Consider the following 15,653-nt stretch of genomic DNA (forward strand, 5'->3'; position numbering starts at 1 on the left):
ACTGTGTTGCAAAGTGTTGATTATCCCAAGGAATACCTATTAATGGGGATGCTAACCTTCTTGAACGCCTTTATGAATGATGAATAATAAATAAAATGACAAAACGCGGGGCTAATATTCTACAAAATGAAAGTTTTGTTCAAAAATAAGAAATAAAATGCTTGAATATTTGTTTGTATAAAACTTTTTGTTTACTTTTGCGGCGGAATTAGACCAATAAGATCAAATAGAGATGATTAAGACAACAAAAGTAAAGAAAAAGTGGTACATCCTCATGGGTGCCATGATTTTAATTGCCTTAGGTGGATTGTTTGCCTCAGAACCCAGTTTCACTTGTGACTGGTCGAAGATCAACGGTGCTGATGTCGCCTGGTTGATTACGGCTACGATCTTCGTGTTGATGATGACTCCGGGTTTGAGTTTCTTCTATGGTGGCATGGTGGGCGCACGAAACGTGATTTCAACGATGCTGCAGAGTTTCATCGCCATGGGTATCATCACCGTCTTGTGGGTGGTGTTTGGATTCTCCCTGGCCTTCGGCGATGATATTGGCGGCATCATCGGCAATCCGGCTTCTTTCTTCATGTTCCAGCATGTCGGTGCCGGTATCTACACCACGCCTACGGGAAAGATCCTCGGTGGCGCCACGATTCCGTTGGCATTGTATGCCCTCTTCCAGATGAAGTTCGCCATCATCACGCCGTCACTGATTACGGGATCTTTCGCCGAGCGTGTCCGCTTCTCGGCTTACATGTTCTTCATGATCTTCTTCTTCGTGTTCATCTACTGTCCGCTGGCTCACATGACATGGCATCCCGACGGTCTGTTCCTGAAGTGGGGCGTCGTTGACTTCGCCGGTGGTATCGTTGTGCACGCCTCCTCGGGTGTAGCCGCACTGGCAGGTGCTATCTTCCTGGGGCGTCGCCGTACCAAGACAAAGAACGAGGAGCCGGCCAATATCCCCTTCGTTCTCCTCGGTGCCGCCATGTTGTGGCTCGGCTGGTTCGGTTTCAATGCCGGTAGTAGTCTGCATGCTGACGGACAGGCCGTGAAAGCCTTCCTGAATACGACGACGGCATCGGCAACGGCCATGATGACGTGGATCTTCTTCGACTGTCTCCGTGGACGTAAGCCCTCTGCCATGGGTGCTGCCGTCGGTTGCGTGGTCGGTTTGGTGGCTTGTACGCCGTCTGCCGGTTATGTAACGGTAGGTCAGACGATCTTTATCTCCTTCGTGATTACGATCATCTGTAATATCGCTGTCTACTGGCGCTCGCACAGCAGCATTGATGATGCCCTTGACGTCTTCCCGACTCACGGTATGGGCGGTATCTGCGGTACGGTGATGACGGGCATCTTCATTCAGGAAGGTCTTATCGCCGGCACATGGGCAGGCTTCGTCGTCTTCCTTTATCATCTGCTGGCCGTGGCCATCGTGATCGCTTATACCTTTGTCATGAGCTATTTCGGTTACTGGTTGATTGACAAGTTCATCCCGATGCGTGTCAGTATCCAGAGTGAGCAGGTCGGTCTTGATATCAGTCAGCATGGTGAGCATTACGGTCTGGCCCATTTCGGTCCCCGTGAGCTTGCTGAATATGACGAATACCTCCAGAGTAAAGAGAAGTAGGGACGTGATTGATCATGTTCCGCTCGGCAACGGAACATGATCAATCATATTCTTGAAAAAATCTTTCACAAAAATTTGTGGGAATAAAAACAAATGTGTACCTTTGCACCCACAATTAAACGATGGGGGATTAGCTCAGCTGGCTAGAGCGCTTGCATGGCATGCAAGAGGTCATCGGTTCGATTCCGATATTCTCCACGATGATCAAGAGGCCGCAGATGATTCTGCGGCCTCTTGTTGTCTTATTGTATATTAGATACTGATGCACACGCCGGGCATGGAACTCTTCGATGGAATCATCCATCCCTCTGCAGGCCTCTTTGAACGCTATTTCGATGAAGACACCGCCGGTCGGGAACATCGGCACTATATCGAGCTATTACGGGAGAAAGGCATCAAGGTCATGACGGTGCGGGAAATCATGGCGGTAGGCGGACAAAGTGACCATCTGGCGGAGGATTTCCGTAAGGCCGGAGTTCATGTATCTTGGGTTCCTTTGGAAAATCTCATCGGCGGTTATGGTGCTGCCCACTGCATGACACAGGTGTTGGAGCGGGGATTGTAAGGACATGATGAATCATGTCCCTACGTGAAGTGCGGAGCATGATGAATCATGTCCTTATTTTGCAACCTTAAAAATAGCCTTATGAAGCGTGCCTTCGGCGATGCAGGGGGCATGGCCGTCCTGCGGGAAGAACATAACGAACTCACCGGGAAGGGCCGTGACATATTCACGTGCCGATACGCCAGGGAGTTTGGCGATGTCCTTCTCTTCATTGAAGTCTGCCTCCGGGAGATCAATGACAGGCGTATAGCCGTAGGTCTCGGCCTCGTTGAGAGGAATCTGTATGTCTATCATCTTCTTGTGGTATTCGATGACGGCATCTTCCTTGGTCTTTCCCTTTGCGTCCTGGATGTTCACAAAAAGGCGGTCGCCGTCAATAAAATGTTTACCATTGTCGAGGTCCTTCAAGTCATGATCGCTCAGAAAGGCGACAACCTGAGAGAGCAGCGGGTTTATTGCCGCATAGCCTTTGAGATTCTCAATTTTGTCAATAATCATAGTTCAATTTGTTTATTATAGACTAGTATTTCCTTCTTTCGGCAAAGATAAAAAATCTTTTCCGAAGTGACAAATATTTTTACAAGAATTTAAGTTTCAATTGGAATGATAATTATGTGGAAAGGTTACGATTTAAAACATTGCGCGATTTTCTTCGTTTTTCATGAAATAAGTAATTAAATATCATTAAAATTTAGTACTTTTGCAAGGAAAAGATTGAAAAACTGATGGAAAAAGTAAAAAGAAGTAAGAGAGAATGGATGCGGCGATATGTGAGTTTCGTCTTTATCCTGTTTGTGATAGCTTTTGGAACCTCACTGTCTATTCGTGCCAATCTCGGTTCGTCCCCGATTTCTGCGCCACCTTACGTGTTGTCGCTAATTCCGGGGATTCCGATGACGATGGGTGCAATCGTGATTTGTATGCATGTGCTGTTTATCCTCATACAGATCTTGCTGTTACGCAAAAATTATGAGATACGCCAACTGACACAGATCTTCGTGTCATTCCTCTTCGGATTCTATACGGATGTGACGATGTGGATGACGGGATTCCTCCAGATCCCTGCCTCTTTACCACATGCCATTGGCTTTCCGCTGCAGTTCGTGGAGCTGCTCATCGGCGGAGCGCTGTTGGCTTTCGGCATTGCTTGTGAAGTGCGTTGTGACTCCCTGATGCTGGCTGGTGAGGGTCTGCCACTGGCTATTGCAAAAGCCGTGAAGCGGGACTTCGGAAAGGTGAAGATCTGTTCAGATACGGGCCTCGTGGTGATCGGTGTTTGCTTGATGTACTATTTCTTCGGGCATTGGGACTGGAAGATGATCGGTGTGGGAACGCTCGTGAGCATGTTCTATGTTGGATTTATGGTCCGTCAGTTTGCTCCGCATATTGTTTGGTTGGATAAGATCTTTATTCCGGCTGATGAGCGCCGCGAAGAAGTTGCTGAAGAAGTGGAAGAGGAGACGGAGGAAGAGGCCGTGCCGTTTATCATTACCATCGCCCGCGAGTATGGCAGTGGCGGACTGACCCTTGGACGTCTGCTCTCCGAGCGACTCGGCGTCGATCTTTACGATCATGCTATCATCGATGAGACTGCACAACGGTTGGGTTATACGAGTGAGTTTGTCCGTGAGAACGAGCAGAATATCAGTAATGGCAAACTGTGGGAACTGATCTTTACGGATAAGAGTATCCCGATGTCGATGAACCCGTCGCAGGACGATGCGATCTTCGTCAGTGAGAGTCGCATCATCCGGGCTTTGGCCGCCAAGAAGCCGTGTGTGATCATTGGCCGTTGCGCCAACTGGGTACTGCGGGGTGACCGGAAAGCTTTCCGGGTCTTTGTGACGTCCAATGAGGCGGATGCCGTTGAGCGCGTCATGGAGAAGGATAACCTTTCCGCTAATGATGCCCGACGTAGAATTGAACAGGTGAATACGGGTCGTAGCAATCATTATCTGCAGTATACGGGCCATCATTGGACGGATGCCCGTGATTATGATCTCGTGCTCAACACCAGTACGCTTAGTATTGATGCGTGCGCGGAGATCATAGAGAAGGCGATTAAAAGTAAAAAAGTAAAAAATTAAAAAAGTAAAATCTGCCGTAGGGGCATGATCGATCATGATCCGTCAAGGACAATGTTGGGACATGATTTATCATGATCCGTCAAGGACAATGTATGGTCATGATTGATCATGCCCCTACAGATTTTAGCGGCGGCCGGAGGTTGCCAGACGTCGTAAAGCGTTGAATTTCTTTTTACCTGCTTCTTCACCGAGATCGATCATCTTTCGGATATCATCTGCTTTGAAGTTGGCGACACCATAACCTTTCAGAACAGGATTGATATAGATGTCGGCATCCTTGCGGTTACGGTTGTAGTTGACGAAGTCCGGACGCTGGCGAAGCCATTTCAGGCCTTTCCCCATGAATTTCCTGACTTTCTTCGGCGTGAAGTCAGGATGCTTGTTCTGTGTAAGGTCGATAGCGATCACAATATCCGCGCCCATCTTTCGTGCGACATCCACAGGCAGATTATTGACAAGGCCGCCGTCGAGCATCACCAGAGAGTCGAGTCTCACAGGCTTGAAGACACCGGGGATCGCCATACTTGCGCGCATGGCAAGCGGCAGAGAACCATGGGAGAGAACAGCAGAGTTGCCCGTTACGATATCGCAGGCAACAGCGCGGTAGGGGATAGGGAGATCGTTGAAATTGATGGAGTCAGGGTATACTCCGCGGCCACGGTAAGTATTAAGGGCGGTCACGAGAGAATCCAGGAACTGCAGCACACCGACGCCCCTCATCAGTCCTACACCTTTGATCTCCGGCACTTCCATATCTTTCTTGGCCTTCTTGTCATTGAAGAGTTTGACCCAGTCTTGATGGGTGAAGAGGGAGTCAAGGTCAGCGGCACGGTATCCCACGGAGTAAAGTCCTCCCACAATGGAGCCGATACTCGTTCCGACGATATAGTCGATATGTACACCTGCTCTTTCAATCTCTTTCAGTACGCCCACTTCCGCGGCCCCTTTCGCGCCACCGCCACCAAGGACGAGGGCGATCTTCGGTCTTGCCTTATGCTTGACGGAAGGGGTCTTTGCTCCTACTTGGATGGAAAAGCAGAAAACGATCAGCATAAGTATACTGATACGATAATGGATAAATCTATACCTCATTGTTTCGATCATTCTGTTCATAAATATTAGGTATCGTGAACCGCATTCTTTGCTTTGTTCATTTTCTTCTGCAAAGATACGAAAAAATATTGTATCTTTGCAAAACAATCAAATATTCAAGTCAAAAATGCAAGGAAAACGTCAGAACTATTGGGGAAAGACGATTGCCTCTTTCCTTCTTGTCCTTTTCACCATGCCCTTGGGACATGCGATGATGATGCTCATGGATCGTTTGATGGATCCTGTGGCCGTCCATTATGCCGGATTTTTGATGGGACTGGTCGGTTTCATTATTGTTATTACGGGTGTCTTTGTCAAGGGTGACACACGGCAGACACTCTGTGGCCTCTTCGGTGGCCTCTTGTTCTGGACGGGTTGGGTGGAGTTCCTGTTTCAGTATTATGCGAACCGTTATGGCACGCAGCCGGAGATTGTCAACGGTGTAGTCGTCACTCGGCCGGAATATTTGATTCTTCCGGCGACATTCGGTCTGTGGATGATGGTGATGACACTTTATATCTTCTGCACGCAGACAGGCTGTAATTTTATCAACTGGTGGCAGAAGCACCTCTTTGGAAGTCTTCGCTCGGAAATTGTAGCCAGACCGATGACGCGCCATGTGGCTATCGTGACCTTCATGGAGTTGAATATGATCCTATGGACTAGTTATCTGGCTCTGATGTTTTGTTATGATCCTCGTTTTATCGGCGATCATAGTCCCGTGACCTTTCTCCTTGGTTTGGGCTGTCTGGTGGGTTCAGTGTTTATGTTCCGCAAAGAGTTGCGCCTGGCCTCGTGGGGTGCAAATATCCGCATGGCGATAGCTACCGTCATCGTCTTTTGGACCCCTGTGGAGATTCTCGGCCGTGTGGACTTCTTCACGGAAATATGGATCTATCCCGAACGATATAAGGGACCGATGATAACAATACTCATTGCCTTTCTCATCCTTCTCTTAGGTGTGGGCTATACGGCATGGAAAGGAAAGAAAAAGTAGGGACATGATTCATCATGTTCCGCTAAAATAGGCGTTAGGCCCCTACAAGAGGCGCCCTAACGCTGACAGAATTTATTTTAAGGCTTTCAACAATCCCCGGCATCCGTCCTCAATGAGGTCAAGGGCCAACTCAAAGTCCTCGTCACCTCCGTAATAGGGATCGGGGACACTCGTCCTGCCTCTGAAGCGAATGAAGTAGTCGGCCATTCGGATCACCTTATTTTTGTCCTCGTTGTTCTTGGCCTGTTGGGTGATCGCTTTGTAATTCTCATCATCCATGACGATAATATAGTCGAAACGGCTGAAGTCTACGGCCGCGTTGAACTGTCGTGCGATATGATTGATAGAATAGTGCCGCAAGAAGCCATGATCCCGCATCCTTTTATCCGGCAACTGTCCTACATGCCAGGGACCGATACCGGCAGAATCTACTTCTATATCATTTTCCATGTCAGCATCCTTCACCATCTTCTTCATGATAGCGTCGGCAGCCGGAGAGCGGCAGATATTGCCGAGACAGATAAAGAGTAATCTCGTTTTCATATCATCTTATTTGAGTAAGTCCGTATATAGTGCGAAATATTTCCACAGAGGGGTGGCATTGGGTGCCTGCATAATCTCAACGTTCATGAGCATCCCCAACACTTCCTAGGACCTTCCTGCGCATCGCCTGGTCGTCAAAGGATTCTGTCCGTAACGTCTTCGTCATCCATATGCTTGTCGCCGTATGACCGGAGGATCCTACCTGATGATCAATACGTTTGAATCCCAACCGTTCATATAGCTTAACGGCACCGGCAAATTCCGGGAACGTCTCCAGATAGGCTGTATGATAGCCTAAGGAGACAGCTGACTGCAGGGCCTTCTCAAAGAGAATACTTCCCGTTCCTTTTCCGCGCTCGTTCTGGTCAACATAGAACTTGACGATCTCACACCAGCCTTCCGGCAATCCTTCTGTGGAATAGACACCGCAGGAACCGATGACCTTTCCTTGATCTTCGGCAACCCAGAGAACAGATGACGCGCAATTCTTAAAGACTTCATACTGATGGTCAGTAGTCTCGTCGTCATAGACGGTATGCTGTTTCTCCATATCATACTCATCGAAGGGTGCCCGGATGAGTGCTGCTATGCGTTGGTTGTCTACTTTTTCTATTCTTCTTATGATCATAATTTTATGGAGATATCGCAAAATATTATTTTACAAAGTTAGTCGGTATGCCAGTTGCCCGTGGCTATCGCCTACTGTCTGAGGAGTTCTTTCTTTTTCTCCCCTGCTCTTCTTCTTGCTTCCGGATCAAGGCGTCCATCCTTTCCGACTGAGCTTTCGCATATGCGTGAGAAAAGTGCATCGACCGCATTTTCTCATTCGTTCGCATACAACGCTCGTTCCACTCTCTGTGGAAGTCGTTCAGATAGTCGTAATCCGTATCTGTTCTTTTGAGTGACTTCATCTATATAACTGTTTATCTGCTGCAAAATTACATCAGAAAAATCACCCGACAAAACTTTATTCGATATTTCTGCAAACAACTGTTTATGTTTCTGCTCTCGCTCACGTCTTTCCTAACGTACCTGCTTAATTGATACCGGCGCTCCACGATGAGATGCGAATTTTCCATAGCATCAGGAGTGTCGTCCTCGTCATACGTCACATGGGAAATAGCGACATAGTCGTGGTACTTGTTGCGGTAATGTCTACGGCTTTGTTCACCGTCGGATAGGTGGCACCGAGACCATCGAAGGTATAGCCGTCGCTGGCAAAGTCATACTCCAATGGGATCTGCTCTCTGTTGTCAAAGGTCTGCTTCTCACGTGATAACGTGTGATCTTCCTGCAGATTCTCATCAGATAATTTTGGATCCTCAATATTTCTCACTATATTTGCAGCAGTAGAAAGCTCTGGGTTATCTGCGGCTTCCGGGATACTGCTCTCGGAGAAGTACAGGTAGTTTAGGGCTTTCTCCTTATTTATATAGGTTGTATACCCTTTATTTATCCAGTTTACGACCTTGTTGTCACTCTTGCCAAATACCGAGATATGATATTGAAATCAACATCAATTCCATCACCAAATGCTGCTCACCAAATGCCATCTCATAAGCCACTCTGATTTGATTTGAAGTGTAAAACATTTAGGGGGAGTGATGTAAAACATCTGTAAAACATTTGCGTGCATGATACGATATAGCGCAACATAACACCACATAAAGGAAATAGGGAGCCTTGAAATTAGGCTCCCTATATTCGAACTGGCGGAAGTAGAGGGATTCAAACCCCCGATACGCGAAAGGGCGTATACCGGATTTCGAGTCCAGCGCATTCGGTCACTCTGCCATACTTCCTTTTGTGAGTCATGTGGGACTTGATCAATCATGTCCCTACATTATGTTGGACGGATCATGATGAATCATGTCCCTACAATGAGATGAACGGAACAAAGATCAACCATGTGCCAATGATGTCGGGGCGACAGGATTCGAACCTGCGACCGCCTGGTCCCAAACCAGGAGCGCTACCGGGCTGCGCTACACCCCGTGAGAGGAAACAAAGACTGTTGCTTTGTCAAAATGCGAGTGCAAAGTTAACACTTTTATTTGGATTGACCAAATTTTCCTTCTATTTTTTGTTTGATGCCCCGTTCTTCGCAGCCACGGATCATATTCCGCAACTGAGCCAGACGTGCCTTCCGGTTTTTCAACTGCGGGAATTGCTCATAGCCTTTCTGTGCCAGCAGAAAACACTCATGCGCTTTGTCCCAAGCCTTCAGCATCAAATGGCAGTAGCCCAGCCGATAGTACGTCTCTGCCTGTTCACTGGGGTAGCAGACGGGGAGCATAGCCTCATATTTGGGTATGGCCTCTTTCCATCGTTGCAGAGCGAAGAGACTCTCGCCCCATGCCCAGTAATAGAACGACCGTTCATGGGGAGCGAGATTCTGAAACGCCGGTTCCACCTCCTCAAAGACTTTCACTGCGTTTGGATAATCCCAGTCGTAGTAGTAGCAGGTGGCGAGATAAGCCCTGTAGCGCGGGTTCAGCCTGTAATGCTTGTCGAGGCGCGAGAGGATGATGAGACATTCGTGATATTTCCCGGCAGTGAAATATTCGAGAGCTTTACCTAGCTCCTTCGCGTCATCAACAGGGCCAGCGGCAACGGCAGTAAGGACAATGACGGGTATGATCACTTTGTATAGAAATCAATAACGCGCGTGATGGCTTGTTGGCAGATGGGGCAGAAATAAGGTGTAGTGTTATCCCGCATACGACAGTTGGGATAGCCACGGTAGACACCTTTCAAACTGTATCCGGCACCTTCGTAGAAGCCCACCTTGGGATCGTATTTTTTCAACTCTTTCTTCGCAGCTTTAGCCGGAGCGATAAGATTCTCCCATTTCCCATGGAAGTTAACCCTTGTGGTGATATTTTGTTCCCAGGGTTCAATGTCGTGTGGATACATAGGGATCTGTTCCTCCTCATAGGCATATTCATCAGCCAGTCCGGCGAAGCTATGGCCAAACTCATGCGTGACGACGGGACGGTACCATTTGTTATGTGTCATACTAAGGTTATAACTATTGAGAATGCCGCCGCCGCCATACTGATCTGTGTTGACGAGTACGATAATATGTTCGTAAGGCGTGCCGGCAAGCCAGTCATGGAGGTCCTTGAGATGGAGCGTGGTGAGATAGCGCTTACTGTAAAACGTGTCGAAATGGCTGTGCAGAGCCGTATTCTTCCAGATACCCTCAGACGGGGAACTCGTGCCACAGTCCTCAGAGGGAGATTCGACGGCGATGATGTTGAAGCAGTCACGGTGACTCTTGAAAGGTTCATGTGCGAAGATGGCGTCGATGGCGACTTTCGCGTCTTTGATGAAAGTGTCCATCTCCTGTTTCTGATAACCCTCAGCGACGAAGGCAATATGGATACAGCGACTGGTGTCACGAGCCTGCTGGAGTGTGACAAAAGGTGTGATATTACGTTCTCCGATATGACGAATAAGGATATCCGTCGGTACGACCTCATGGGTCAGTGTGGCAACGATATTGCGACGATTGTCACGCAGATCAACGGTGACTTCCACCGTGTCTTTTGGCATCGGGACGAGGAAAACATTTTCGAAACTCTTCGTCACGTGCTCAGCCTCTGGATAAGACTGCCACTCTTGGAAGAGGGTGGAGAAGGAGTTACGATAGATAACCTTTCCGTTCTGGTGGGAACGAACAGTGATCTGACCATTACCTTCCATGGGGAGTTCAGCGAGATGCTGTCGTTTGCCGTACCACCGTGGAGAGGTACAGAGCTCATCGACGGCGATATGGGTCTCCTTGGCATTGCCGCTGAAGATATAATCGATCCTTAGCGTACGGTCTGTGAAGTAATCATTAAAGTTCTGTGCCTGAAGCGTCAGGGTTGCCAGAAATAAAAGTAACGTTGCGAATTTTCTCATCATTTCTCTATATTTTGTTGATTTTACCGGACGGTGTGGTTGCCCAGTCCGGTAATTGTTTATCTTACTCTTAGACGATCTCCAACGTGAATTTGGTAATCAGGAGTGAGATTGTTCATCTTATAGAGGCTCTTCAGTCTGATGGCATATTTCTGAGCGATATCATACATGCTCTCTCCGGGCTGGACGACATGGGGACGGTGTTTGAACTGTTTCGGTGCTTTCTTCCGTTTCTTACGGAGGAAGATGATGTCTCCCGGATGAAGGGCATCATGCTTGTTACGTTCATTATATTTAGCCAGTTTCCTCCATGAGATACCCACTTCTTTGCCGATACTCTTGAAAGAGTCACCTTCACGGGCAATGAGATAGTAGTTTTTGTTGAAGATCTTAATGGGATGGAGTAGGCCGTTGGCACGCGTAGGCTGATCATTACCTGTATGGCGGGCCATGAAACGGTCGAAATTATGAGCCTTGTCATACTCTTGGAGATGATAGAGTTCGATGATATTGATCAGACGGTCAGCGTAACGGGGATTGGTGGCGTAGCCACAGTCCTTCAGACCCCGTGCCCAACCTTTATAATCAGTGATGTCGAGCTGGAAGAGGCGGTTGTAACGGGGATGGGAGGTGAGAAACTTGCTGTGGTCCTCGTAGCTCTCACGGGCATTATTATAAACGCGGAAACACTCACCACGGGCATCATCGTCATGATACTGTGTAGGACCGGTCCATTCGTGACATTTGATGCCGAAATGGTTGTTGCCCTGTGTGACGAGGTCGCTGAGTCCTGCCCGGCTCTCGAAGACGCCCTGTGCGAGGGTGATGCTGGCGGGTATATGATAGCGCAGCATCTCCTCAATGGCCAGGTCTTTATACTGGTCAATATAGTTCTGGTAGGCACTGTTCCATTTCATCTGCGCAGTGGCAGGTATGACGGCAGAGAGGACAGCGGCCATGATAATGATGATCTTCTTCATGTTGTAAATGGAAAATACGAATGCAAATTTACAAATTTTTCGTGGAAAGGAATGAAAATACAACAAAATTTAGTAATTTTGCATGATGCAGATAGAAAAGGAAGTCATATTGTTGTTGGGTTCTAATGTCAATCGTCATAAGAATCTCATAGCGGCCATGGGGGCATTGCAGCCTTCTCTTTTCTCCGGATGGTCTTGTTCGGAGTTGTTGAGGACGTCTCCCGTGGGCCTTGATGGTCCCGATTTCATGAATGCGCTTGTTAAGGGAAAGACGTCTCTTTCTTATGATGATTTCCTCAAACTTACTAAAGATATTGAACGACAGCTGGGGCGTCGTCCCGGAGATAAGGCTAAGGGTAGGGTAATCATTGATATCGATATCCTTCTCTTTGACGGTATGCGTTATCATGAGAAAGACTGGGGAAGAGAATATGTCAAGAGACTGATGGAGAAGTAATCGTTGGCAGGGGCCGTCCCTTGTGGCGGCCCGATGCCGGTTTCGGCATTCATTTCCTGTATGATTCGGCGTTCCGCCGACGGGCCGCCACAAGGGACGGCCCCTGCAAAGGGATTATCTGAGGTCAATGACTTCTGCCTGCGGATAATCCTTGGCTCTGAAGGTGAAGAGGCCGTCGGGCTGGTTCTTAGCCTGGAAGCCGGAGACACGGATCGTACTCCAGTTACGGCCTTGCCGCATCTTCACCACTGAAGGCACATAGGTTCGGCTGTTGATGGTGATATACATCTCCTGTACCGTCCTTTTCTGGTTGGCAGCGACAAGGTGGACCACAAAGTTTCCACCCTGGCGCTTCATGGAAGTCTTATAACCAGTTTTATAGATATGGATGAACGTATAGGGGTTCATGGCCATCTGCTGGGCCTGTGTGGGATTGGAGACATTCACCTCCTGTGTCCGCTTCATATAGCTCCATTGTGTCTTACCATTGAACCATACCGTGGCCACCGGTGTATGGGCATAGAATTTCTGTCCCTTGATGGCAATGGTGCCGGAGGTTGATCCGAAACTCTTGGAAGAGATGGAGAAGTTGGCCCGTGCGCCTCCCTTACGGCCGATGACGGCGGCGGTCTTGTTCAATACTTGTGTTGCCGTTTGTGCCGACATGGTGATGGTCAGTGTCAGCATGAGCAATAATGAAAGAAATAATCGTTTCATATCTTCAAATATTTTTATGTTCTTGTGGTGGACGGATCATGATAAATCATGTCCTTACTATCCTCTGATCTGCGCGATAAGTTGGTTGAGCTGGTTCTCATCCTGGATGAGGACCTCACGCGGTTTGCTGCCCTGTGCGGGTCCGACGATGCCGGCTTCCTCCATCTGGTCCATGAGGCGTCCGGCACGGTTGTATCCGATGGAGAAACGGCGCTGAATCATACTCGTGGAGCCCTGCTGGCTGAGAACGATGGCATGGGCGGCTTCCTCGAAGAAAGGATCAAGGCTGCGGACATCCATGTTTCCGTTGCCGTTATTGCCGTTGCCGTTAGGATCTACGGGTTCAGGGAGAATGAGGGGCTCTACGGGACCGGGTTGATCGGCGATGTAGTTGTTGATGGCCTCCACCTCGGGGGTGTCGACGAAGGCGCACTGTACACGGACGGGCTCGTTGCCATTGAGATAGAGCATATCACCACGACCGATGAGCTGCTGGGCGCCTGTGCGGTCGAGGATCGTCTTACTATCGATACCGGCACTGACCTTGAAGGCGATACGTCCCGGGAAGTTGGCCTTGATATTACCGGTGATGATGCTCGTGGTAGGACGCTGTGTGGCGATGACCATATGAATACCGACGGCACGGGCGAGCTGGGCGATACGTGCGATAGGCAACTCGATCTCCTTTCCAGCCGTCATAATCAGGTCGCCGAACTCATCGATGACGACAACGATGTAGGGCATATACTCGTGGCCCTTCGTCAGGTCGAGTTGATGGTTGACGAACTTACGGTTATACTCCTTGATATTACGTGCCCCGGCCATCTTCAGCATGTCGTAGCGGTGGTCCATAAGGGCACAGAGCGAGTTGAGCGTACGAACGACCTTCGTGACATCGGTGATGATCGGCTCGTCATCTGGGTCCACAACGGCCATGAAGTGGGGCGCGATCTTCGTATAGATACTGAACTCCACCTTCTTCGGGTCGATGAGTACGAATTTCAACTCATTGGGATGTTTCTTATATAATAAAGAGGTGATGATGGCATTCAGACCGACAGACTTACCCTGACCGGTGGCACCAGCGACGAGGAGGTGTGGCACCTTCGCGAGGTCAAACATGAAAACCTCATTGGTAATCGTCTTGCCAAGGGCGACGGGGAGCTCCATCTTCGTCTCCTGAAATTTCTTGGAGTCGAGGATACTCTTCATTGACACGATATGTGGTTTGGCATTCGGCACCTCAATACCGATGGTTCCCTTGCCGGGGATGGGGGCAATGATACGGATACCAAGGGCGGCAAGGCTCAGGGCGATATCGTCCTCGAGGTTTTTGATTCTGGAGATACGGACGCCTTCAGCGGGCTGAATCTCATAGAGGGTTATGGTCGGTCCGATGGTTGCCTTGATGGTCTTGATCTGCACGCCGAAATTACCCAGAACCTCGATGATGCGGTTCTTGTTGGCTATCTGCTCCTGCTCGTCAATGACGGGAGCGTCATCATCAGGATAACTCTTCAACAGGTCGAGGGTAGGGAAATGGTAACGGGTGAACGGCTCACGTGGATTGATCGGCGTAGAAAGATCGATATCATCGCTGACCGTATTACTGGTGGATTTCTCCTCCTCGTGGGCAACAGATACTTCCATGCCTCCGAGATCAGCAGCGGGGTGGATGGCTTCGGCCATGCGGTTCTCACGCTGTTGCTGGAGGAAAGTCGGTCTTTCTGGTTCTGTCGGAGTCACTTCTTCTGCTCCTTGCTCCCTGGTCTGTTTGGCCTGATTCTCTTTCTCCAACTGGTCAAGGTCGATGACGACGGGCTTGAGATCCTCTGGCTTTACGTCGGTTGCGGATGCTACTTCTTCCTGCTCCTCCTGTTCAGTATCATGCTGCTCCGACTCATTGTCGCCATAGAGCGTATTATCGGTCAGTGTCGCGTCATCAGTGGATGGCTCGTTGGGATTGGTGATCGTGAATTTTACCTTATTCCGAATGATCCCGACGGGATTGAGACACTTCCTGACAAATGTGATCGTCTCCGATGTGAGATAAGTGAGGAAAATGATTGCCGTTAAGATCAGAATGGCTGTCAAGCCCGGGGCACCGACAAGATTCTCCAAGTATTGAACAGAAAGAGCACCTATACCACCACCGGGATTCCATACCTCATCGCCGAGGATGGGAGCAAGAAACTTGGCAAAGGTGACACTGCTCCAAATCATGGTCACACTGAGACAGAGAAACCATTTCCATAGATTAATCTTCTTGTAGACTCGCATGAGCTTTAAGGATACGAGAATGAAGAAAATGGGAATGAGAAAGGAGGGTAAGCCGAAATTGACAGAAATAAGATAGTAGGACAGGATAGCTCCAAAGCTGCCACAGGTATTGGAGAATTCCTTACTGCTATTCATCCATTCACCCGGACGCATACGCTCCAGGATACTCTGATCGGCAGCACTTGTCCCCAGATATGAAAACATTGCCCAGAGAAGCACGATAGAGACGACGAATAGGATCAGCCCGAGAATGAAGTCTACTCGCTCATCACTGATAATATTTTGAAAGCCGACCGCCTCACCGCCTTTTCTCGTCGGTTTGCTGATATTCTTACTCTTACGGTCAGATTTTTTATGTGCCATATATTTGTTTCTTTCTCTTTTTACAAATTCTTC

The 15,653-nt window shown here is 48.7% G+C and carries 15 protein-coding genes and 3 tRNA genes; 6 read left to right on the forward strand and 12 right to left on the reverse strand.

Features of this window, described 5'->3' with window-relative positions; all coding sequences use genetic code 11:
• Positions 1 to 232 precede the first annotated feature (232 nt).
• The 3 genes from G604_RS0108695 to G604_RS0108705 all read left to right on the forward strand — a co-directional run bounded on the left by G604_RS0108695 (position 233) and on the right by G604_RS0108705 (position 2,195).
• Positions 233 to 1,630 carry an ammonium transporter gene (locus tag G604_RS0108695; protein ID WP_028910225.1) on the forward strand — a complete coding sequence of 466 codons (1,398 nt, stop codon included), beginning with the start codon at positions 233 to 235 and terminating at the stop codon, positions 1,628 to 1,630.
• Between the two features lie 124 nt (positions 1,631 to 1,754).
• A tRNA-Ala gene (locus G604_RS0108700) sits at positions 1,755 to 1,828 on the forward strand.
• Positions 1,829 to 1,907: 79 nt separating this feature from the next.
• A complete protein-coding gene (locus tag G604_RS0108705) occupies positions 1,908 to 2,195 on the forward strand; it encodes an arginine deiminase family protein (RefSeq protein WP_196801111.1) in 288 nt (95 codons plus the stop codon).
• Positions 2,196 to 2,249: 54 nt separating this feature from the next.
• Here G604_RS0108705 and G604_RS0108710 read toward each other — a convergent pair whose 3' ends face one another.
• The gene (locus tag G604_RS0108710) at positions 2,250 to 2,693 is read right to left on the reverse strand and encodes a YhcH/YjgK/YiaL family protein (protein ID WP_028910227.1); all 444 of its coding nucleotides are present in this window, start codon (positions 2,691 to 2,693) and stop codon (positions 2,250 to 2,252) included.
• Positions 2,694 to 2,953: 260 nt separating this feature from the next.
• Here G604_RS0108710 and G604_RS0108715 point away from each other — a divergent pair, with 260 nt between their 5' ends.
• Positions 2,954 to 4,282: a cytidylate kinase family protein gene (locus G604_RS0108715; protein WP_231376111.1), complete on the forward strand. Its 1,329-nt coding sequence runs from the start codon at positions 2,954 to 2,956 to the stop codon at positions 4,280 to 4,282.
• A gap of 123 nt (positions 4,283 to 4,405) precedes the next feature.
• Here the strand turns inward: G604_RS0108715 and G604_RS0108720 are convergent, their stop codons facing one another.
• Positions 4,406 to 5,374: a patatin-like phospholipase family protein gene (locus G604_RS0108720; RefSeq protein WP_036905099.1), complete on the reverse strand. Its 969-nt coding sequence runs from the start codon at positions 5,372 to 5,374 to the stop codon at positions 4,406 to 4,408.
• A 127-nt stretch (positions 5,375 to 5,501) separates the two neighbouring features.
• On the opposite strand from G604_RS0108720, the gene G604_RS0108725 reads away from it, so the two are divergent.
• Entirely contained in the window at positions 5,502 to 6,371 is an 870-nt protein-coding gene (locus tag G604_RS0108725) for a hypothetical protein (RefSeq protein ID WP_028910230.1), read from the forward strand.
• A gap of 72 nt (positions 6,372 to 6,443) precedes the next feature.
• Here the strand turns inward: G604_RS0108725 and G604_RS0108730 are convergent, their stop codons facing one another.
• The 8 genes from G604_RS0108730 to G604_RS0108770 all read right to left on the reverse strand — a co-directional run bounded on the left by G604_RS0108730 (position 6,444) and on the right by G604_RS0108770 (position 11,803).
• Entirely contained in the window at positions 6,444 to 6,914 is a 471-nt protein-coding gene (locus G604_RS0108730; RefSeq protein WP_028910231.1) for a low molecular weight protein-tyrosine-phosphatase, read from the reverse strand.
• Between the two features lie 76 nt (positions 6,915 to 6,990).
• A complete protein-coding gene (locus G604_RS13985) occupies positions 6,991 to 7,542 on the reverse strand; it encodes a GNAT family N-acetyltransferase (RefSeq protein WP_081657722.1) in 552 nt (183 codons plus the stop codon).
• A 480-nt stretch (positions 7,543 to 8,022) separates the two neighbouring features.
• A complete protein-coding gene (locus G604_RS13990; protein WP_036905084.1) occupies positions 8,023 to 8,250 on the reverse strand; it encodes a hypothetical protein in 228 nt (75 codons plus the stop codon).
• A 374-nt stretch (positions 8,251 to 8,624) separates the two neighbouring features.
• A tRNA-Ser gene (locus tag G604_RS0108750) sits at positions 8,625 to 8,716 on the reverse strand.
• A gap of 119 nt (positions 8,717 to 8,835) precedes the next feature.
• Positions 8,836 to 8,909, reverse strand: a tRNA-Pro gene (locus G604_RS0108755).
• Positions 8,910 to 8,964: 55 nt separating this feature from the next.
• Positions 8,965 to 9,558 (reverse strand): tetratricopeptide repeat protein, encoded by a 594-nt coding sequence (locus tag G604_RS13995; protein WP_051220323.1) that lies wholly within the window; start codon positions 9,556 to 9,558, stop codon positions 8,965 to 8,967.
• Entirely contained in the window at positions 9,555 to 10,823 is a 1,269-nt protein-coding gene (locus G604_RS0108765; RefSeq protein ID WP_028910233.1) for a M64 family metallopeptidase, read from the reverse strand. Before G604_RS0108765 ends, G604_RS13995 begins: the two co-directional genes overlap by 4 nt.
• 59 nt (positions 10,824 to 10,882) lie before the next feature.
• Positions 10,883 to 11,803 (reverse strand): glucosaminidase domain-containing protein, encoded by a 921-nt coding sequence (locus G604_RS0108770; protein WP_028910234.1) that lies wholly within the window; start codon positions 11,801 to 11,803, stop codon positions 10,883 to 10,885.
• 82 nt (positions 11,804 to 11,885) lie between these two features.
• Here G604_RS0108770 and folK point away from each other — a divergent pair, with 82 nt between their 5' ends.
• Positions 11,886 to 12,260, forward strand: coding sequence for a 2-amino-4-hydroxy-6-hydroxymethyldihydropteridine diphosphokinase (gene folK, locus G604_RS0108775; protein ID WP_051220324.1), 375 nt, complete (start codon positions 11,886 to 11,888; stop codon positions 12,258 to 12,260).
• Positions 12,261 to 12,374: 114 nt separating this feature from the next.
• Here folK and G604_RS0108780 read toward each other — a convergent pair whose 3' ends face one another.
• On the reverse strand, positions 12,375 to 12,977 hold the full coding sequence (locus G604_RS0108780; protein ID WP_028910236.1) for a LolA-like putative outer membrane lipoprotein chaperone: 603 nt from the start codon (positions 12,975 to 12,977) through the stop codon (positions 12,375 to 12,377).
• A 57-nt stretch (positions 12,978 to 13,034) separates the two neighbouring features.
• On the reverse strand, positions 13,035 to 15,620 hold the full coding sequence (locus G604_RS0108785; RefSeq protein ID WP_028910237.1) for an FtsK/SpoIIIE family DNA translocase: 2,586 nt from the start codon (positions 15,618 to 15,620) through the stop codon (positions 13,035 to 13,037).
• Between the last annotated feature and the right edge of the window lie 33 nt (positions 15,621 to 15,653).

Origin of the sequence: Prevotella sp. AGR2160 (assembly GCF_000424185.1) — a bacterium.
Taxonomy (GTDB): Bacteria; Bacteroidota; Bacteroidia; order Bacteroidales; family Bacteroidaceae; genus Prevotella.